The sequence below is a fragment of the Psychrobacter sp. AOP7-B1-24 genome (assembly GCF_052376215.1).
Taxonomy (GTDB): domain Bacteria; phylum Pseudomonadota; class Gammaproteobacteria; order Pseudomonadales; family Moraxellaceae; genus Psychrobacter.
The window spans coordinates 1-20,167 of the sequence record NZ_JBQSVL010000031.1 but is presented as its reverse complement, the minus strand read 5'-3'; the positions used below and the strand labels follow the sequence as shown (position 1 = coordinate 20,167).

Below are 20,167 nucleotides of genomic sequence, written 5' to 3'. Positions count from 1 at the left end.
AAGTATGACAGCGTTAACCTCGCTTGAAGTATTCGATATACATCGACACTCGGTTGTCTTGTCATACTTTCACATTGAATTGACTAGGACATTAAAAGCGGTATCAAAAATACAATGGCTTTAAAAAACAGATTAAAATTCGAAATTTAAAAATATTAAAACACAAGGAAGAGTTATGAGTTTACCTGGATTGAATTTTCAGCTTGGCGAAGATATTGATGCATTACGCGATATGGTGCAGCAGTTTGCAACCAATGAAATCGCCCCACGTGCTGCCGAGATTGATAGCAGCGATGAGTTCCCAATGGATCTATGGCAAAAGATGGGTGACATCGGCCTACATGGCATCACCGTTCCTGAAGAGTACGGCGGCTCTAATATGGGCTACGTCGCACACATGGTCGCGATGGAAGAGATTAGCCGTGCTTCGGCATCGGTAGCACTGAGCTATGGTGCACACTCTAATCTTTGTATCAATCAAATCAAACGTAATGGCTCTGAGGCACAAAAACAAAAGTATTTGCCAAAACTGGTCAGCGGTGAATTCATCGGTGCCTTGGCAATGAGTGAGACGGGTGCTGGCTCAGACGTCGTTAGCATGAAGCTCAGAGCTGAAGAAAAAGATGGCAGCTATGTGTTGAACGGCAGCAAAATGTGGATTACCAATGGCCCTGATGCAGATGTGATGGTGGTCTATGCCAAGACCAATCCTGAGTTGGGTGGCAAAGGCATGACAGCCTTTATCGTTGAAAAAGGTATGGAAGGTTTCGGTACCGCGCAAAAGCTGGACAAACTTGGCATGCGTGGTAGTCATACTGGCGAGATGACCTTTAACAATGTGACCGTACCGAGCGAAAATATCTTGGGCGGTCTCAATGAAGGCGTTAAGGTACTGATGAGTGGCCTAGATTATGAGCGCGCGGTATTGGCCGCAGGTCCTATCGGTATCATGCAAGCGGTGATGGACAATGTCGTGCCTTATATCCACGACCGTAAGCAGTTTGGTCAAGCAATTGGTGAGTTTCAACTTATCCAAGGTAAAGTCGCAGACATGTATACGATACTGCAAGCAGGTCGCAGCTTCTTATATACCGTTGGTAAAAATCTCGACATGCTAGACCAACGCGGTGCTGGTCATAGCCGAGAAGTCCGTAAAGATTGTGCCAGTGTGATTCTATGGTGTGCCGAAAAAGCCACATGGATGGCAGGCGAGGGCATTCAAATATTTGGCGGTAACGGCTATACCAACGAGTATCCACTTGGTCGCTACTGGCGTGATGCCAAGCTATATGAGATTGGCGCAGGAACCAGTGAAATCCGCCGTATGTTGGTCGGTCGTGAGTTGTTTAACGAGACCAAATAATCCTAATAGGCATAAATAATTAGCTAATTTTTATCGAATTATGTTCACTATGAAACTAAAAATGTGCTACGTTATGTCTTTCATAGCGTGGCACTTTTTAATGACTTAAATAAAAGACTTTTATAATGATTCGTAAACGAAATACCAAGTTCGATCTTAATCACATAGCTTCCAACGATACAGCTTCTCTCTTTCTCAGTAATATAAAATCTATCGGTGCTTATAGCTTGTTAGTCACTATGTTTGCATTGTTTACGATGACAGCGAGTATAACGCCTGCACAAGCAGAAATAGTTGATTTGTCTAGTCCTGAACCCGTTATTAAGTTTGCTAGTCAAGATGCTAGCTGGTTGACACCGCCAAATTTTGAACGACTTGATCGTTTTATGCATTCATACTTAACTGATTGTTCGTATGACCAATATGGAAATGTTATCCAGTGTTATAGAACAGATTTAAAAATGGTTTTTTCCTTGCGCGTTGATACGCAAGGTGGTATCAGAAATGTAAAAGTGATTGAGAGTAGTGGTATAACAGATATAGATAGATGGGTGGCTAGAAGACTTAAATCAGCTCGTTTTAAGCCTTTTTTGAGAAAAGGAAAGGCTGTAGAAGGTAGGGTTGATATACCAATTACATTTGGAGCACAATAAGCGAGAAAAAATCAGACGTGTTAAACCAAAAAAGCAGAACGCCTCAGACGTCCTGCTTTTCAGTTTTTATTCTATAGCAACTGATAGCATAAGATGCAAACAATTGATTATCATTAAAATATTGTGTGAGACTACTTATATCATGACCTCTAAACTACATACCAAGCCAGACTTGAATACCACTTCTTCCTTATTAACCAACATAAAATCTATCGGTGCTAATAGCCTGTTAGTCACTATGTTTGCATTGTTTACGATGATAGTAAGCACAACGCCTGCACAAGCAGAGATAGTTGATTTGTCTGAATCAGAGCCAGTTACTCAAGTCTCTATTAATAATGCATCTTGGGTGAAAATGCCTATGTTTAGAATCGAACCTCATTGTATAAATACTATGAGTACTGGCACCAAACTCAATCTTTTGTTAGATGTATCGGTTGATAAGCAAGGCAAAATTACTAGTATAAAAATCATAAAAAGTAGCGGTAATCGATGCTTGGATAGAAGTGCTATCCAACAGGCAAAAAGGGGCCGAATGAAGCCATTTATGATTAAGGGGAAAGCAGTGCGAGCAAGGTTTAGCTTACCTATTGAATATACAGCACCATAGGCAGTAATAGAGAATTCAGATGTTTTTAAACTAAAAAAGCAGTACGCCTCAGACGTACTGCTTTTTTTTCTAACTTATGAAAGCTCATAACACCTGCTATTGGCTATTTACTATGATCAAAATATCGTGCCAGACCATTTAATAACAAGTCATCACGCAGGCGTACTGGACGGTTAACGTGCTGTGAGATGATGGCTGCATCACCACCCGTCATAATGACTTCAAAGTTGGGATGGCGATGGCTAATCTCATTGATGGCACCGACGATTGATAATAGTATGCCGCGATGTACCGCATCTTGTGTGGTCACACCTTGGCTGACACTATCGAAAGTCCCATTAGAGATGGTGATTTGCTTAGTACCAGAAAACAACGACTCACGTTGTAGGTAGATACTGGGGAAGATATAACCGCCCAAATGCTCAGCATGATCGATCAAATCAATCGTCACTGCTGTACCGCAGCCAATCACACACTGGCGCTTTTTCTTATCCACAGCACCTAGCATCTGTAGCCAACGATCACAGCCTAGCTGCTTATCATTATATTGACTATTCATTAGCGGGTGAGCGGCATCGACGTGGACGAATTTAAATGGAATATTAAGACGGCTTAAGGTCTCTGATACCTTGGCATTCAGCTCGTGACCTAGCACGGATGAGATACCAATAAAGTCAGGGGCAAAACGCTCAAAGCGATCCGTCAGACCCATCAGCAATTCGGCGGGTGACTGCAAATGTTGTTTGGCATCATGTGTGATTATCTGACCGATATCATCGGTGAGCCAGTATTTCAGGCGGGTATTTCCAAGATCAAGCCAGAGCATAAAATTCCCTTTAGTACTCGTTGATTAAACGATTAAGCCGTTTGAATAACGTCAATGCGTCCGGTAAAAAGAGCAGAAATCTTACCGTTATCTTGGCGCAATTGCAAACATCCATGTGTATCGATACCACACGCGTAGCCCGTGAGTATATTTGTTTGACTATTATGCTCTTGGGTCACACGTAATCGCAGCTCGCGCAATGCATCCATTGAGTCAAACTGCTTTAAAAAGCTGTCCAGATAATAACTATGTCCCGTTGATTTTTCTATACTTAGGCACTCAAAGCACGTCATTGCGCTCATTAGTGCCTGACTCATTTGCTGATAGAGTGCCCGCAAGTCTGTTATATAGTCGGTTTGTATTTTTGGCGATAGCGTCTCAGCAATATCTTGTAAGCTAATCGCTTGATAGCTCATACCTTCAGCGGTTTGTGCTGTGAGCTTGGGTGTCGCTTGCACATTAAGTCCCACACCCATCACTACGCCAATCAACTTGCCTGCTTGCGATACAGGTTCGATCAGAATACCTGCAAGTTTGTTAAACGGCAGCGTCTGGTTGTCTAATACCGTATTATGTACATCAGTGTTATCTAAAGTAGGCTGGCCTTGAGGTTGATGCTTGCTTTGATAAAAGCCCAGATCATTTGCCCATTTTACGCCGATAGGTGTTAGTTCTTGTACTAGCAACTGCTCATTTAGTAGTTGGATAACGGGCATTTTTGCTAGTTCAACACCGATGATTAGTGACAGTAGTCCGCTAACGGGCAAGTGTACAGGATGATAGAGAGATAGGTAGGCATTGCCAGGTGGTGACTGCCATGAGCGCCCATGTTGTCCACGACCAGCACTTTGGGTTTCAGCCGTTAGTAAGTGCATCTCGGTCGCATCTAATGTACCGTCTTGTATGGCGTCTATCAGCTCGCTATTGGTAGAGGCGCTACTCACGACATGACGATGATTTAGCATAGGCGAATGATTAAGTCGTAGTGACTTTGATGAAGCGTTAGATGGCTGGTTATATATCGGCATAAGTTTATTCTATTTGGGTGATGTCGCTGGGATAATCTTTGATATACTGGATGGTTTTCGATAGAAAGAAGTCGTCTAGACAGCATAAAGATTGGGTTGCGATTTGGCAAATGCAATTAAGAATATGCCATTAAGTGTATAAACAGGCAAATCAGTAAGATAGAAAATACCGTTTAAAATATAAGCAAGATAAAAGGTTAATTCGATGATGCTATATGTGTGGTTTGTGATTGCAGGAGCGTTCGCTGGTGTGAGTGCTGGATTGTTTGGCGTTGGCGGCGGCATGATTATTGTACCAGCATTGGTATGGATTTTTACCGCTTATGATTTTCCGCCAGAAGTAGTGACTCATTTGGCCATTGGCACGTCACTGGCGACCATCGTTGTGACCTCGATTAGCTCACTCACTGCTCATAATAAGCGCGGCGGCGTACGCTGGGAAGTATGGCGAAAAATGGCATTGGGTTTGGTCGTCGGTAGTTTGGTGGGCGCGGGTGTTGCGGACATGATTGACGGCAAGGTACTACAAGCCATTATCGGTGTTGGTGCGCTTTTAGTTGCGATAAAGATGCTGTTTTTCTCTAACAAAGAGCAGTTGGGCAAGCCGCTGCCACCTGCTGGTATTCAGTTTGGTGCTGGTACGGGGATTGGAATGGCATCGTCTATCTTCGGTATTGGTGGCGGTAGTTTGACTGTGCCGTTTTTGAATTGGGCAGGGCTTCCGATGAAGCAATCGGTTGGTACCTCAGCGGCTTGCGGTCTGCCAATCGCATTGGCGGGTGCGGCAGGGTTTGCATGGTTCGGTCAAGACGTGGTCAATCTGCCTGAGGGCACGATAGGGTTTGTCCATATCACGGGATTTTTATGTATTTCAGTGGCCAGCTTTGCGATGGCAAAAGTCGGTGCCAAGCTTGCTCATGTATTGCCTGCGCTGATGCTTAAGCGTGCCTTTGGCGTGTTGTTAGTGTTTGCTGGTGGGCAGCTGTTATTGAGCGGGATTGGGGTGATTTAACAAAATCACTAGTTATACTGTTAAGTTGATGCAGTTTTTATACAAAGGAGCACAAGTGATAATCATAAAACGTCAGGTTTTGAAGCTATTCATAGCTGCTACTGTTATACAAGGTCTAACACTACAACATGCGATTGCAGAAGAATGTACCAAGCCGCCAGTCGATGAAGGTATTTGGGCAAGCTGCGTAGAATCAGGCATCGCTATTGCACAAAAACAAGGCAAATATGGTTTGGTTAATAGTAGAGGAAATGTTATTTCTGATTATCAGTACGACCATATCAGTAAGTTTTCAGATGGATTCGCTATTGCTACCAAAGAGGGTAAATGGGGTTTTATTGATGAAACAGGAAAGCGCGTTATTCCTCTTGAGTACGATAATGCTTGGGCGTTTAAGGAAGGTCTTGCAGCAGTAAAAATGAATGGTAAGTTTGGTTATATCAATCAATCTAATAGCATGGTTGTGCCACCTGTTTATGACCAAGCGTTCGCTTTCTCGCAAGGGTTAGCCTTAGTCATAAAAAATGAAAAGTATGGTTATATTGATACACTTGGTCGTATTCGAGTACCTATAAAGTATGATGGGTTGTCACGTTTTGAAGAAGGGTTAGCCGTGGCGATAATCGATAACAAAATTGGTTATGTCAATACTGCGGGTGATTTGGCTATTGCTATACAGTTTAGTGAAGCTAAGTTATTTCATAAAGGTGTTGCTGCTGTTAATAAAGACTACAAATGGGGTTTTATTAATAAACTTGGTCAAACAGTGGTGCCTTTTCAATATGACTTACTGGTTAAAAGGTTTTCAAAAGAAACATTTTTGGTGCAAAAAGAGGGGAAAGATGGTCTTTTAGATGAAAGAGGTCAAGAAATATTTACGCCTCTTTATGATATTCAACTACCTCACAACGGTTTTGCTTTTATTGAAAAAGACGGTAAGTTTGGTTTGATTGACGAGCAGGGTTCATTAGTCGTGCCGATTGAGTACAGTGAGATTTACAGGCCAACGCCCGATATATCTATTGTAAAAACTGACGAGAAGGTAGGTGCTTATAACGCTAACGGTGAGCTAATCATACCGCTTCTCTACGATGATGTTTTAAAATTTTATAGTGACTTATTGGTTTTTGGCAAAGATGGTAGATTCGGTGTATTTGATGATACTGGTAAGTTAATGACACCTCTTATATATGATTCAGTTAAGCCATTCAATGAGTGGTTGTTAAAAGTTACAAAAGATAATAAGAAGGGATTGATCACCAAAAATGGCGATGTAGTTACAATGGTGGAGTATGATTGGATTAGGAAGTACGATGAAGAGTTTGTGACGGTTGAGAAAGATGGAAAAAAGAAACTGCTTACTAAAAAAGGTGAGGTTGTCAATACAACATATTTTGATAGTATCGCTTATAGTTTTCGAGATGGGTTAGTAAGTGTGAAAGAAGATGGAAAATATGGGTTAATGAACAAAGAAGGTCAGATTGTTATCCCTATAAAATACGATAGTGAGGTTCGTTTTTACGATGGTTTAGCAGAGGTTCAGATAGAAGGTAAACATGGATTATTGACTGATAAAGGCGTTGAGCTTACGCCTGTTAAGTATGATTGGATAAAAGAAATATGGAATGGTTTAAGGCGAGTCACAATAGATGGTAAGTATGGCTTTATAAATAGTAACGGTCAAGAGGTCGTGCCAGCAATATATGATAGTGTTTTTAGTTTCCCAGATGGTATCGTCGAAGTAGAGCTGGCTGGTAAACGTGCTCTTATTCATGTGCAAAAACGTAAAGAAACTGCTTTAAAGTATGAGGATGTTATTAGTCACTATGATGACATATACGTCGTTAAAGCTAATGATAAGTATGGTCTAGTGAATACACAGGCAGAAGAAGTAACACCCCTTATATATGATTGGTTAGCCGAGGTTGATGAAGGTATTTTTAAAGCTCAAATAGAGAATAGGTATAGATTAATAGATATAAATGGCAACTATATAACGCCCTCAATATACGATGAAATATCTGACTTCCAGAGTGGAGTTGCGGAAGTAAAAATAAAAGATGCTACTAGCTGGATTAACAGGGAAGGGCAACCAGTATCGAAAGCCACACCCTAGTTTATAGACGTAAGCTATTTATATAAGGACGTATTGTGACTAACAAAAAAAAATTAGCGATAACCCTCTTACTGATTATTGGATATGCTAATTATGGTGTTGCTAAAGAAGTATCAGTCAAAGAAGAGTTAACCAATAAATGTGGGTTCCTATTCAGTCTTTCAGAGTGCCAAAATCTGTTCGTGAGTCAGGCTGCTTATCTTGAAAATAGTAGGCATTATGATGAATTTGAGTCGTTCTCTAAAGGTTTAATTCGAGTGTCTAAAGACGAAAAATACGGATTGATTGATAAAAAGGGTAAAACTATATTACCTGTTGACTATGATTTTATAGGCGTTTTCTATGAAATTGACTATCTTGAGAATGAGAAAGTAAAGTTTATTAAAAAAGATGAAAAGCTAGGTCTTATTGATAAGCAAGGCGAAATTATATTGCCTATTCTCTATGACGATATTACTAAGTATCGTGATGACCTGTATGTGACCGAGATGAATTACAAGTATGGTTTAGCTGATGACAAAGGTAATATCTTATTGTCAACTGAATATGATAGAGTTTATCCGGAATATTACAATAACTCTGAAGAACTTATTTATGTTCAAAAAGATTTAAAAAAAGGAATAGTAAACAAAAAAGGAGATGTTGTTATACCACCTGTTTACGAAGAGATTTTTCTTGATACCGAAGACTTTATTCGGATAAAAAAGGATGGTATGTACGGTGCAATAAATCTAAAGGCAGAGTCGGTTCTTCCGCTGAAGTACAGTAGTATATATTCATTTATGCATGGTATTGCTCCTATAGAGTTAAACGAAAAATGGGGATTTGTTGACCCAAATGGAAAGACTACTATTCCTCATATTTATGATAGATTTGGCACGAGTAGATATGAGTTTTATAAAGTTATGATGATTGATAACTGGGGAATAATGAAGCCTAGTGGTGACTTACTAATTCCATTAGAGTATGAATCTATTGATATTCTTTCAGAGCAGTTATTTGTGGCTGAATTAAATGGCAAAAAGGGCGTCATTAACGAAAAAAACCAAATTTTAATTCCATTTATCTATGAAGGTATTAGTAATTTCTATGAGGGGCAAATAAAAGTTACACTCAAAGGAGAGTCTTTTAAAGTAGATCTAACTGGTCAAAGGGTAGAATAGTTATCTATTAACGATATTCAAGCTTGGTCAGTGATATACCCTAAAAACTCACCACAATTTCAGGTAGAATAGCCGCCTGTTTTTGCTAAGTTTACTGATTCTTCATGCGTCTAAAATCCCTAAAGCTGGCAGGCTTCAAATCCTTTGCCAATCCAACGACTTTTACCTTTCGCCATGGCATCACCGCCATCGTCGGGCCGAACGGCTGTGGCAAATCCAATGTCATTGATGCCATACGTTGGGTGCTGGGTGAGACTTCTGCCAAGCAGCTACGTGGCGGCGCGATGAGTGATGTTATCTTTGCTGGTACGCAAGATAAGGCAGCCAAAAGTGTCGCCAGTGTCGAGCTGACATTTGAGCATACACAAGATGAGCATACAGGTATTCGCCACGAGTTTAATTTGTACCAAGAGCTGTCCGTTCGTCGTCAGGTCAATAAAGAAGGACGCTCAGATTACTTCATCAATGGCACGCGCTGTCGTCGTCGTGATGTGGTCGATGTATTTTTGGGTACTGGACTTGGTGCACGTAGTTATGCGGTGATTGAGCAAGGCATGATTGGGCGAATCGTTGATTCCAATCCTATGCAGCTGCGTGAGTTTATTGAAGAGGCGGCAGGGGTATCTCGCTATCAAGCACGCCGTGAAGAAACACAGAAAAAACTAGAGAAAACTCAAGAAAATCTAGCCCGTCTACATGATATGCAAAGCGAGTTGGTCAGCCAACACAAGCGCTTGTCCAAGCAAGCCGCCAGTGCGCAGCGTTATGAAGAGCTGGCGTTAACGCTGGCTGATATCAAACAACAACTGGCCATTCAGCAGTTGTATCAAGCCAAGCATACTCAGCAGCAGCAGAAACTAGCCCATGAGCGTAGCACCGCTGCAGTCGCCACATTACAAGCCGATTATGAGACGCTAAAAGCGCAGCAAGAAAAGCTCGCCACGCATATTAACCAAGAGCAATGGCTCAAGGACGATGCCCAAAGCGCTCATTATCAGCAGCAGCTAGGCTATCAACAAGCAGAGCACGAGCTGAGCGATGCCAAATCACAATTGACCGTGATTGCGCAGCAACTTGCCAACTTAGATCAGCAGCGTGCGCAAGCAGTGGGTGAGATTAACCGATTAAAAGCAGAGCAAGCTGAACAGCAGGCTATCTTGGCAGATTTACGACCACAGCTCGCTGAGCTGACCGGTAAACGTGACATGCACAAACGCAATGAGCAACCGCTGCAGCGTGCATGGCATGACGCGCAAAACCAGCTATCACGGCTACAAGACAATGCCCGCACGCTTGAGCAGCAGCAAGCGATTAATAGCCAAGCGCAAAAGCGCCATCAGCAAAACCATGATAAATGGCAACGCCGCCAGCATAACTGGCAAAACCTATGGCAGCAATTACAGCAGTCGCTATCAGCGTCTGGCAGTAATGATGGCTTTGATAAGAGCTCTGATGAACAAGTACCAACGGATGCACAAAACTTACAGCAGACGTTAGAGACGCAAGTTGCTGAGCTAAACACACAATTACAGCAGATTGAGCGCCAACAAGAAAGCGTCGATGAGCGCCTGTCTGAACTACAACCGCAAGCGCATGAGTTGCAACAGCACTTGAATGCACAGCAGCGTGAGTTGAGTGAGCACGAGAAGCGTCACGCGGTGCTGGCAAGTGAGTACGATACGCTACATCAGATACTGCATCCGAAACCTCAACAACAGGCATCTGTCTCGACAGCTGGCAAGTTAGCAACTAGTAATCTAGAAGATGGCTTGGAAAGTAATGTCGTCAATCGTTATAACGAGCTAGCCATAACCAACTTGCGTGAGCAAATTGAGCTAAGTGAAAAAGGGCAACAGCACGCCGAATTACTGGATAGCGTACTGGCGTTATGGCTAGACAGTCATGTGTTTACAGTAGAAAAATCTAGCAAGACAGGTCGAGACGATTCTGAAAAATCCGATAGTCTATGGCACGTGCTTGAGCCTAATCTAACAGACATCGTTACTTATCAGTCAGCACAGAATGAGCAGGCCAATACAGAAGGTCGCTCTTCAGTAGAAAACCTTTCGGTAGAGAGTGGTCATAGCTTATGGTTGTCTGCCAATCAAAACAAGCCAAATGCAGAACCATGTATCAATCAGTTGCCAGACAGCTTAATTGATAGAGTTATCCCATTATCCCAGCTGATTACTCAGCCTGTATTGGCGCTGTGGCAGCAGTGTTATGTATATATCGCGCAAGTTGAGACAAGTGATAGCCAAGCTCATGAAGAACTTGCCAATATTTTAAAAGTACTGCCATCGTCAGCCATTCTGCTAACGACTGACGGTTGGCTGCTCAGTCGTCAGGGGACGATTAACCTGAGTAAATTTACAGGTGCGCAAGAAAATCAAAATGACAGCAACAGTCAGTTTTTAACCCAGCGTTTGCAGCAGCGTAATCGTTTGCAAGCATTAGAAGACTTGCTTGATGAGTTTGAAACTAAAATAGACGCGCAGCAAAAAGCCATTGCAAAGTATCAACGCGACTATGATGCGTTAACGGTCAATTTAGAAGAAACGCGTGCACAAGCAGATCAGCTAACCCGTGATAAACACAAATCTCAGCAGCAACTCACTACTCAGCGCGCCAATGCTGAGCGCTTGCAAGCAGACAGTCAACGATTAATGGTTGATAAAGCGGCACTTGAGCAAGAGCAGTTAGAGTTGGCGCAGGAGGAGCAAACGCTCAGTGATGAGCAACAGCATATTCAAAGTGAATTAGCAGCGCTGACACCCAAGATAGCCGATGCACGTGCATTGAGTCAGCAGTTACAGGCTGAGCGCAGTGAGCTAAATCGTACACGCCAAGCGGATGATGATGCGTGGCAAGCACTACAACTGCGTATTCAGCAGAGTGAGATGCGGTTGGAGCATAGCATTAGTAGCCTTGCGCGGGCGACTGCGCAATATGACCAGTCACTACAGAGCGAGCAGCAGCTAAAAGCGAGTCATCAGAAACAGCAGGATAAGCTACCAAACTTGCAGGCAGCATTACAAACAGCGCAGACAGCCCGAGATAAGCAGCAGGTGCTATTGACCGAACGAGATAGCGCATTGGCGATGCTAAAGCAAGACTATGCTCAGCAGCAGACAGCGTTAGACAGTTTGCAAGATAGGTTACAAAATCAGCAAGGTCAGCTTGCAAATCACGCTACTGAGTTAGCGCTCAGTATGGCGCGTTTGGACGATGCGAGCAGCCATACTCATGAGGCGTTAGAGGCTTACGAGAAAGTGAGGGCGGGACACAAAACGGAGTCATCTATAGCCCAGCACCCTCAACAAGCAATGAGCGTATCAAATTTACTGGCTGATTTTATCGCGCATGACCGCCGTGTGCGTCCAGATAAAATCGCAGAGCTAGAGTCTGAACGCGCCACGCTTGAGCAGCAGTTAGGCAAAATCGGCCCAGTCAATCTAGCGGCAGTAGCAGAGCTGGCCGAGGTCAATGAACGCCTAGAGCCATTGGCGCAGCAGACAGCCGATATTGCGGCGAGTATGCAGACGCTGACGGCAGCGATTGAGTCTATTGATGAGACGACCAAGACGCTGTTTATGCAGACGCTAGATGCCGTTAATACTGAGCTTGCTAATTTGTTTGCCAAAGTCTTCGGCGGCGGGCAGGCAAGTCTGACATTGAACACGGACGATATGCCAGATAACATTCCTGCTGAAAAGTACAAGTCAGAGCAATGGCGGGCAGGGCTTACCTTAATGGCACAGCCAAAAGGCAAGCGTAATAGTCGCCTTGCTGTATTGTCAGGTGGTGAGAAAACGCTCACCGCGCTAAGTTTGATTTTTGCAATATTTAAGCAGCATCCAGCGCCATTTTGTGTACTCGATGAAGTCGATGCACCGCTTGATGACGCTAATGTCGAACGCTTTACCAGTTTGATTCATGAGCTAGCAGATGATTTGCAGTTTATTTTTATCAGTCATAATAAACTAACGATGCAAATCGCTGATGAGCTAAAAGGCATTACTATGCCAAGTGCAGGTGTTTCTACGTTAGTTAGCGTCTCGCTAGATGAAGCAGCACGCTACATTACTGAGTAACCAAATAAAACTACTGAATAGCCAAATAAATTGATAACTGGCAAGCCGCTGCTAGTGGTATAGTTATAGGGGATAAACGACTAAATTGCTACGGTGTGACCCTCTTTAAATGTACCACCTGCAGTTCGCTGCCTTGTATTCTTTTTAGCATTCTTTGACTATATATTCAATTATATATATTTGGTCGCCTATATACTTAGTCATCTATAAGTTAGATATGCTTTCAGGGCTGTTTAGTGAAGTGCTTATAGACGGTCGTTCGGCTTGTTTGAATTCAAATGATAGTGAGATGATTATATCGCCAAGGTTATCACGTTACGCAATTATGTCAGGCTGACGGTAAACGATGACTATATGATGACGATATTAATTAGCCATGCTAGACTATTGCCAATTATTCCCTCTTGTGTATTCCCTTTTGTCATATATTAGGATGTATTTCTCATGACCGCTATTCAGTTTATATTGATCGCCATTGCCGCATTTATTATGCTTGCAGGGTTGTTTATGGTCATTCGTAGCTTTAAGCGTCGCAAACACGCCGAAACTACTGCGGTCAACTATGATAAAAATGGTATTCCTATCATACCGCGTCATGAACGAAATATTGTCGATCAGCCTGATTTTGATGACACAGTCGCTGGTGAGACCAGTATTGGCCCTGACCGTGAGTATCTAAATGCGGTGATTGAAGAAGAGCCGTCAACCCATAACGACGCCAATGCCAATATCTTGCAAGGTCAAGGTGCTGCCAATCATGATATTAATGCTTATACGAACGACACCGAGTATGCAGGCTGGCAAGCAGATCAGCAGCGCAGTGACGATGTTGAGTTTGTCGCAGCTGCTGAACAGATGCATATCGAGCAAGAGCCAGATGCATTTTCTAGCTTGATGTCGGCGACTGATAGCTTGATGCCGTCCATTGATACAGTAGAAGAGCCGAGTTTTGATGATAACAGTCCGATTCTCGATCAGCATTTATCAGAGCCTGTCGATGAAGCGCAGAATGGCCCACTCATTAATGCCAAAGACAATATCAATATTACTATCTTGCCGCATCAATATCGCGACCGCCCAACCGCGATTATCCGTGGTCGTGATTTATTAAAATTGATTGATAAGTATGGTTTGCGTTATGGCGCGATGAATATGTTCCATCGCTATGAGCAAAAAGACGGCACGGGCATGCTGTGGTTTAGCATGATGGGTATCACAGATAGTGGTATCGCACCGTTTGATCCGCATAGCGTTGCGACCAATACTTATAATGGTGTGGTGGTGTTTTTATCATTACCGCATCCACAAGCCGTGCGCAGTTTCGATAGCATGATGAGTATTGCCTATATGATGGCAAGTGATTTGGACGCGATTATCCTGGATGAAGAGAACGAGCCAATCACACCTGAATACAAACAGCAGCTACGTAATCAAGTCCGTGACTATGAAGATTAAGCAATAGCGCATAAAAGCGGATTGTTACTATAAAATTGCGTGACAACAGTATTAAAAAAGGCAAATAGCGATTAACGTTATTTGCCTTTTTTAATGCGCTCTCATTTCTGCAAAATATTATCCGAGCATCCTTCAAACTTGTTATCATATCGACATCTTGAATTGCAAACAAAAGACGCCGACTATGACTGACTCTATCTTACCAACTACTGCTCATAACGATATCGTTGTGCAAATGCGCACGCTGATTGATGCTCTAAAGACGCACAACTATGCGTATTATGTACTAGATAACCCCATCTTAGAAGACAGCGAATACGATCAGTTGCGTCGTTCTTTGGTCGCATTAGAAGAGTCACATCCAGAGCTTATACAGCCAGACAGTCCGGTTAATCAAGTGGGCGACATGCCATTGTCTGCCTTTACCCAAGTGACCCACGATATTCCTATGTTATCTCTGGGTAACGTCTTTGACTATGACGAACTGCATACGTTTATGCGCCGCGTTAATGACCGTTTAAGTGATGCGCAGCAAAATCCTGAGTATGAAATGGAGCTAAAGCTTGATGGCTTAGCCGTGTCATTAAAATATGAGCATGGCAAATTTGTGCAAGCCGTTACGCGCGGTGATGGGCAAACGGGGGAAGATATCACCCAAAATGCCAAAACCATTCGTAATTTGCCATTGTGGATAGCTGATGCCGCTGACATCGAGCTGTTAGAAGTGCGCGGTGAAGTACTGATGCCCAAGGCAGGATTTGATCGTCTCAATCGCTTAGCAGAAGAGAATGAGGGCAAAACCTTTGCCAATCCACGCAATGCTGCCGCTGGTAGCTTACGTCAGCTAGACCCAGCCGTAGCCGCCAGTCGTCCACTCGCATTCTATGCTTACTCTATCAATCAAGGCCTACCTGAGACCATCGACACTCAGTCAGCAGGCTTGGCTTGGTTAAAAGGCTTGGGCTTTACCGTCAGCGCGGTGGAAGTGGTCGCAAATCCACGCGCCGCACAAACCTATTATGAGTCAGTGATTGAGAGCCGCGCCAGTTTGCCGTTCGAGATTGATGGCATGGTCATCAAGGTAAATAGCCTTGCGTTACAGCAGCAGTTAGGGTTTCTGTCACGTGAACCACGTTGGGCAACCGCTTATAAATTCCCTGCCGAAACCGTCATGACGCGTCTAAACGATATTGAATGGCAAGTCGGGCGTACAGGTCAGATCACACCAGTAGGTAAGCTCGAACCTGTCAAAGTGGGCGGCGTCACCGTCAGTAACGTGACTTTGCATAACTTTGGTGAGATTCAGCGATTGGATGTGCGTGCAGGCGATATGATCAGCGTACACCGTGCAGGCGATGTCATTCCGAAAGTCACCCGTGTGTGGCATGACCAACGTCCAGTAGACTCTACACCAGTGACACTACCTGCTACTTGTCCAGTATGTGACTCGCCTGTGGTGCTGCCTGAAGACGAAGCATTGGCACGTTGTACTGGCGGCTTGTTTTGCCCCGCACAGCAGCAAGAAGCGCTGATTCACTTTGTTTCGCGTCGGGCGATGGATATCGATGGGCTTGGTGCAAGTTGGCTCATTAGCTTCTTTGAGCATGGTCTGGTCAAAACGGTCGCTGATATTTATCAGTTGCACAATCATGCAGATGAAATGGTCACCTTTGAAAAACTGGGTGAAAAATCGGTACAAAATATCATCAACGCCATTGAAGCCAGCAAGCACACAACATTGCCTCGTTTTATTTACGCACTTGGCATACGCGGTGTGGGTGAGGGCACGGCGCAAAACTTTGCTCAGCAATTTGGTGACCTCGATAGCCTAATGGCTGCGAGTGTCGAAACCCTGATTAAAACGCCTGATGTGGGAGAAATTACTGCCGAGCTTGCTTATGAGTTTTTCCGTGCACCGCACAATATCGAGGTGATTAATTCGCTACTAGAAGCGGGCGTGTATTGGGACAAAGTTGAAGCCACTTCATCAGAGGGTCTACCACTCGACGGGCAAACGTGGGTGATTACGGGTGCATTGAGCAGCATGGCACGTGATGAAGCCAAGGCTAAATTGCAGGCATTGGGTGCAAAAGTATCAGGCAGTATTTCTGCTAAAACCACGGCATTATTGGCAGGCGAAAAAGCTGGCTCAAAAATGGCGAAGGCTGAGAAACTGGGCGTTAAAGTGGTGGGTGAAGATGAGTTTTTGGCGTTGGTTGGGGATGAGAACCGTTAAAAAATTGCACTGCAATTTTAGGTTCGCAAGTGAAAATCCCTTAGAGGGGATTTTCTGGTTAGGTCATACTTTAATAACATGCTCGTTCCTAGCGCAAGAGTAAAAGATAAAGATTTAAAAGCATGGCCTCAGCATTGAGTTCTTTCAAAATGGGCAAATATGCGGGTCATGAGCCGTTATTTTTTTTAATGGTTCATTTAGTGCTCGTTCCTCTGGTTACTTCTGAAAATAAATGTGGAGTAGACTCTATGACTGTAAGATAAGTGATGAACAGATGGAGTTTAGCCAATCTGTATCTATTAAAATAGTATCAGGTTTTCATTTAATTGATAGGCGTTACTTACTTGAAATCTTTTATAGAACTCTAAAAAATCATTGGGATTTCTTATATTCCCTAGCAAATTTCTTTTTGCAAGAGCTACAAACATAGCAATTGAATAAGCTTGACAGTTAATTGATTTTTTAGGGTTGAATTCAATATCAGTAAAGGTTTGATATTTCATTAATTCATTATGAAACTGGACATTTTGATTTAAGGCATTAATATATAACCAGTCATAAAATGCTGTTAAAGGATTTAATTTCCATTCAGTATTATGAAATTCAAACCCGATTAATTTTCCTGAATTTCTTAATCTTTCATCTCTTTTAGCTTGCTTTGAGGTCATTTTTAATAAGTCAGTGTAAGCACCGCCATTTTCAAAAACCTTGCTGCTTTGAAAGGCACACTCTACACTGTAAGTCTCTTTCGTAGTTTTATCAGTTATCATCAAATTAAAAGCACTAAGAGCCACACCTAATTCTTTTTTGGACTTACTGGAAACTTCTAAAATACTATCAAAACCATATTTCTCTTGAATTGAATCATGAAGCTCATCAATTGACTTCTGTTTTTGCGCTACTGAAAATCCTGAGTGATATTTAAACTCTACCATTTCAGTTTTGACAAGAAACTCATTTTTAGATTGGGGAATGTACGTTGGTCTGTGAGCCATACTTTAGTCCTTTTTGAAGCTTATTGATTATTCAAAAGCCAATCTCTTTTTCCAAAACCCTGATCGCTACCAGAAATTACACGAAATTTGAATTGGGAAAAATTATCTTCAAAGTGTTTTAGATGCTTATCGTCCTGTAATTGACAGGCTATTATTGCATTAGGGGGAATATGATCAAATACAATCACCTCTGCCTGAACATCAGTAGGAAATTTATCTTTTAAGTAGTCTTCTCTAGTTACGACTCCATTACGAGTTTCAACCTTTTCTTCAAATAGCGAAAGAAATGCGTTATAAGTCATGAACTCGTTTAATGATTTATTTCTATAGTCTCCAAAAGCAGAGTTAGTTTGGAAAAAGGCACAGTCATGATTTAATATAATCTTTTTGGCATCCAGAAGAATAACAGCCCAAGACTCAATATCTTTACGCTGCATTCTCTTACTATAAAACATTTGATCGTTAGGAAAAGAGAGTGATAAACAAATGCCATTTTTCATATCTTCAAATCTTTCATCATCTGTCCATATAGTATCAGGTAGGTTCTCGTCTATATAATCTCTAGGGTATAATCCATTATCTAAAATACTTTCAAGATTATTAATCGGCGTAAAGTGGCAAAGAAGCGTAATACCCCGAGACCCTATTATATTTTCAATATTAAACCTATGATAAAACTTATTTTCCGCATACTCTGAAAGCCGTTTGTCCAGTAATTCAACAAGTTTTTCTTGTGATGATGTTAGAGGGATACATTCAATATCTTTTAATGATTTGCTGTCGCTTATGATGCTATCCCAAAGTTGCTCGATTAATACCATACGCTCTGAAACTGGTAGTTTTTCTAAAGATAGTTGCACATTAAACTCCTTTTATTCAAGTGCTGTTATCCTGACAAATCCTTCTTTAATTATATTAAGGGTGGTAGCCTATAGTCAAATTCATATAAATCCGCTACATCGTCATCCTCGCTGACCACACTAATGTATAGCTTGCACTCGGTTTCCTTGTATCGAAATTATTTGAACTCAACTATATTATGTATTTGTTATTCATGTAGAATTGAAAGGTGGTGTAATAAACCATTAAATCATTAAACCATTAAACCATTGAAGAAAATTGAGCTAAGTTTGAAGTCTTACACGACAACATAGCTATCTACTTTAATACAAGCTACTCCACCATCTCATTATGCGCCTTCACATCACTTCTCTTACCATTTGGCTGAATCACGATAGGTAGTACCAATCCTTCAGCAAAGTCATCAGACAGCACATAATCATAGCGACTGGTAGAGACATCAGGTGTGGTATGAATGCTTGCTCTACCAGCTAGAGCAAATGTTTGTGGCTTATCGATGTTGATTTGAGTCTTTCTATTTTGTATCTAAGAAATGTCGTGTTATTCAATTATAAATTTTTTTTATCGCTTGTGAGAGCGTACTGTCAAACTAGGATAGTTGAGAATAAGTGTTAATATAAGCGTAAATATCACTATAGAACAATACTCATGAAAAACAATACCGAAACCAGTAAGTTTTTAAGCTATATTTTGCGACATGAGCCGGACGCCATAGGTCTGGTACTTAGCAGTGACGGATGGGCTAATATCAATGAGCTGATTCAATCAGCCAATACATCAGGTAATAATATTACGTTAGAGCAAATTTATTCTATCGTAGAAAGTGATAAGAAAGGCCGTTTTTCAATTTCTGACGATGGTCAGTATATAAGAGCTGTACAGGGTCACTCTTTAAAGACGGTAGACTTGAATCTGAAAGAAACAACGCCTCCTGCAAACTTGCTTCATGGTACGGCTCAACGTTTTATAGAAAGTATTCATAATGAAGGGCTCCTATCTCAAAAAAGACAATATGTCCATTTGACGGAAGATTATGATACCGCAATAAAAACAGGCATGCGTTATGGCAAGCCTGTTGTATTGAATATTGATAGCCGTAAAATGCAAGAAGAGGGTTATAAGTTTTATCAAGCGGAGAATGATGTTTGGCTTACTTCGACAGTGCCACTAGCGTATATCGCTATTCATAAATAGTATGAATAGTAATCTCCTGATAAACAAAATTTTTGAGCATGAGAGACTCAATGTAGTAAGTGCTTTTGCGCCCTAATTTATCTTTATTCAGGCCTGAGATTCTGCCTAAAACATATAAGTCGTCAAGTCATATAAATCATGCTATGAAGTCTGTGACAATGTGTAATAAACCTCCCACAAGAAATACGCTGATTAGTTAGCATAAATTTTTAGGTAATTACCGCAATGCAAAAGACAGTTTTTTTGATAAAAAAAGTGGGCAATATGATAAAAAATCTACTGCTTTATGCTGGAAGTATCATCACAATAATTATGACTTGTGCCCTCCTATATACTGTTTTTGCCTTTACGTATTATCCTAAAAAAATGCAGAATTTTTGTGATTCCATTAACAAAGGTGATTTAATACAACATATCAAACAACAAGCTTACGACAATAATTTTGAATATTCAGAAAACATTCAATCCAAAGTCTTAATATCTGATACTAAAACGATGGGACGGTCGACTTGTTCTATTGATTATGAAGACAATGGACAAGTATCTAATACATCGTATATG

General features: G+C 41.8%; 15 protein-coding genes. 11 read left to right on the top strand and 4 right to left on the bottom strand.

The genetic code is table 11. The annotated features are described in order from the left end of the window. Nucleotides 1-175: 175 nt before the first annotated feature. The 3 genes from ACT3QP_RS08110 (at nt 176) to ACT3QP_RS08100 (ending at nt 2,626) form a co-directional block, all read left to right on the top strand. Nucleotides 176-1,363, top strand: coding sequence for an isovaleryl-CoA dehydrogenase (locus tag ACT3QP_RS08110; RefSeq protein ID WP_444525114.1), 1,188 nt, complete (start codon nt 176-178; stop codon nt 1,361-1,363). A gap of 125 nt (nt 1,364-1,488) precedes the next feature. Further along, complete coding sequence (locus tag ACT3QP_RS08105) at nt 1,489-2,016, top strand: energy transducer TonB (protein ID WP_444525113.1); 528 nt, start codon at nt 1,489-1,491, stop codon at nt 2,014-2,016. A 142-nt stretch (nt 2,017-2,158) separates the two neighbouring features. After that, nucleotides 2,159-2,626 carry an energy transducer TonB gene (locus tag ACT3QP_RS08100; protein ID WP_444525112.1) on the top strand — a complete coding sequence of 156 codons (468 nt, stop codon included), beginning with the start codon at nt 2,159-2,161 and terminating at the stop codon, nt 2,624-2,626. Between the two features lie 103 nt (nt 2,627-2,729). Here ACT3QP_RS08100 and ACT3QP_RS08095 read toward each other — a convergent pair whose 3' ends face one another. Further along, nucleotides 2,730-3,452 (bottom strand): pantothenate kinase, encoded by a 723-nt coding sequence (locus ACT3QP_RS08095; RefSeq protein ID WP_444525111.1) that lies wholly within the window; start codon nt 3,450-3,452, stop codon nt 2,730-2,732. Between the two features lie 32 nt (nt 3,453-3,484). Continuing rightward, the gene (locus tag ACT3QP_RS08090; RefSeq protein ID WP_444525110.1) at nt 3,485-4,480 is read right to left on the bottom strand and encodes a biotin--[acetyl-CoA-carboxylase] ligase; all 996 of its coding nucleotides are present in this window, start codon (nt 4,478-4,480) and stop codon (nt 3,485-3,487) included. Between the two features lie 208 nt (nt 4,481-4,688). Between ACT3QP_RS08090 and ACT3QP_RS08085 the strand changes: the two genes are divergently transcribed. The 6 genes from ACT3QP_RS08085 (at nt 4,689) to ligA (ending at nt 16,556) form a co-directional block, all read left to right on the top strand. Then, entirely contained in the window at nt 4,689-5,492 is an 804-nt protein-coding gene (locus ACT3QP_RS08085) for a sulfite exporter TauE/SafE family protein (protein WP_444525124.1), read from the top strand. Nucleotides 5,493-5,547: 55 nt separating this feature from the next. Continuing rightward, nucleotides 5,548-7,608: a WG repeat-containing protein gene (locus ACT3QP_RS08080; protein WP_444525109.1), complete on the top strand. Its 2,061-nt coding sequence runs from the start codon at nt 5,548-5,550 to the stop codon at nt 7,606-7,608. Between the two features lie 35 nt (nt 7,609-7,643). Next, entirely contained in the window at nt 7,644-8,771 is a 1,128-nt protein-coding gene (locus tag ACT3QP_RS08075; RefSeq protein ID WP_444525108.1) for a WG repeat-containing protein, read from the top strand. A 104-nt stretch (nt 8,772-8,875) separates the two neighbouring features. Next, nucleotides 8,876-12,865: an AAA family ATPase gene (locus ACT3QP_RS08070; RefSeq protein ID WP_444525107.1), complete on the top strand. Its 3,990-nt coding sequence runs from the start codon at nt 8,876-8,878 to the stop codon at nt 12,863-12,865. Between the two features lie 444 nt (nt 12,866-13,309). Beyond that, on the top strand, nt 13,310-14,320 hold the full coding sequence (locus ACT3QP_RS08065; protein WP_444525106.1) for a cell division protein ZipA C-terminal FtsZ-binding domain-containing protein: 1,011 nt from the start codon (nt 13,310-13,312) through the stop codon (nt 14,318-14,320). A gap of 184 nt (nt 14,321-14,504) precedes the next feature. Beyond that, nucleotides 14,505-16,556, top strand: coding sequence for an NAD-dependent DNA ligase LigA (gene ligA / locus ACT3QP_RS08060; protein ID WP_444525105.1), 2,052 nt, complete (start codon nt 14,505-14,507; stop codon nt 16,554-16,556). Between the two features lie 299 nt (nt 16,557-16,855). Here the strand turns inward: ligA and ACT3QP_RS08055 are convergent, their stop codons facing one another. Together ACT3QP_RS08055 and ACT3QP_RS08050 are read right to left on the bottom strand one after the other, a co-directional pair. Beyond that, on the bottom strand, nt 16,856-17,551 hold the full coding sequence (locus ACT3QP_RS08055; RefSeq protein WP_444525104.1) for a DarT1-associated NADAR antitoxin family protein: 696 nt from the start codon (nt 17,549-17,551) through the stop codon (nt 16,856-16,858). Between the two features lie 20 nt (nt 17,552-17,571). Continuing rightward, nucleotides 17,572-18,411, bottom strand: coding sequence for a DarT ssDNA thymidine ADP-ribosyltransferase family protein (locus ACT3QP_RS08050; RefSeq protein WP_444525103.1), 840 nt, complete (start codon nt 18,409-18,411; stop codon nt 17,572-17,574). Nucleotides 18,412-19,060: 649 nt separating this feature from the next. Here ACT3QP_RS08050 and ACT3QP_RS08045 point away from each other — a divergent pair. Both ACT3QP_RS08045 and ACT3QP_RS08040 read left to right on the top strand, forming a co-directional pair. Next, entirely contained in the window at nt 19,061-19,606 is a 546-nt protein-coding gene (locus ACT3QP_RS08045) for an RNA 2'-phosphotransferase (protein WP_444525102.1), read from the top strand. 225 nt (nt 19,607-19,831) lie between these two features. Next, nucleotides 19,832-20,167 (top strand): hypothetical protein (locus ACT3QP_RS08040; protein WP_444525101.1); only part of this gene is annotated, 336 nt, incomplete at its 3' end.

Bases quoted from the DNA above. Each gene is read 5' to 3' on its own strand.
- ACT3QP_RS08045 (WP_444525102.1), top strand. From the start codon at position 19,061: ATGAAAAACAATACCGAAACCAGTAAGTTTTTAAGCTATATTTTGCGA.
- ACT3QP_RS08085 (WP_444525124.1), top strand. From the start codon at position 4,689: ATGCTATATGTGTGGTTTGTGATTGCAGGAGCGTTCGCTGGTGTGAGT.
- ACT3QP_RS08095 (WP_444525111.1), bottom strand. From the start codon at position 3,452: ATGCTCTGGCTTGATCTTGGAAATACCCGCCTGAAATACTGGCTCACC.
- ACT3QP_RS08110 (WP_444525114.1), top strand. From the start codon at position 176: ATGAGTTTACCTGGATTGAATTTTCAGCTTGGCGAAGATATTGATGCA.
- ACT3QP_RS08090 (WP_444525110.1), bottom strand. From the start codon at position 4,480: ATGCCGATATATAACCAGCCATCTAACGCTTCATCAAAGTCACTACGA.
- ACT3QP_RS08070 (WP_444525107.1), top strand. From the start codon at position 8,876: ATGCGTCTAAAATCCCTAAAGCTGGCAGGCTTCAAATCCTTTGCCAAT.
- ACT3QP_RS08100 (WP_444525112.1), top strand. From the start codon at position 2,159: ATGACCTCTAAACTACATACCAAGCCAGACTTGAATACCACTTCTTCC.
- ACT3QP_RS08055 (WP_444525104.1), bottom strand. From the start codon at position 17,551: ATGGCTCACAGACCAACGTACATTCCCCAATCTAAAAATGAGTTTCTT.
- ACT3QP_RS08065 (WP_444525106.1), top strand. From the start codon at position 13,310: ATGACCGCTATTCAGTTTATATTGATCGCCATTGCCGCATTTATTATG.
- ACT3QP_RS08105 (WP_444525113.1), top strand. From the start codon at position 1,489: ATGATTCGTAAACGAAATACCAAGTTCGATCTTAATCACATAGCTTCC.
- ligA (WP_444525105.1), top strand. From the start codon at position 14,505: ATGACTGACTCTATCTTACCAACTACTGCTCATAACGATATCGTTGTG.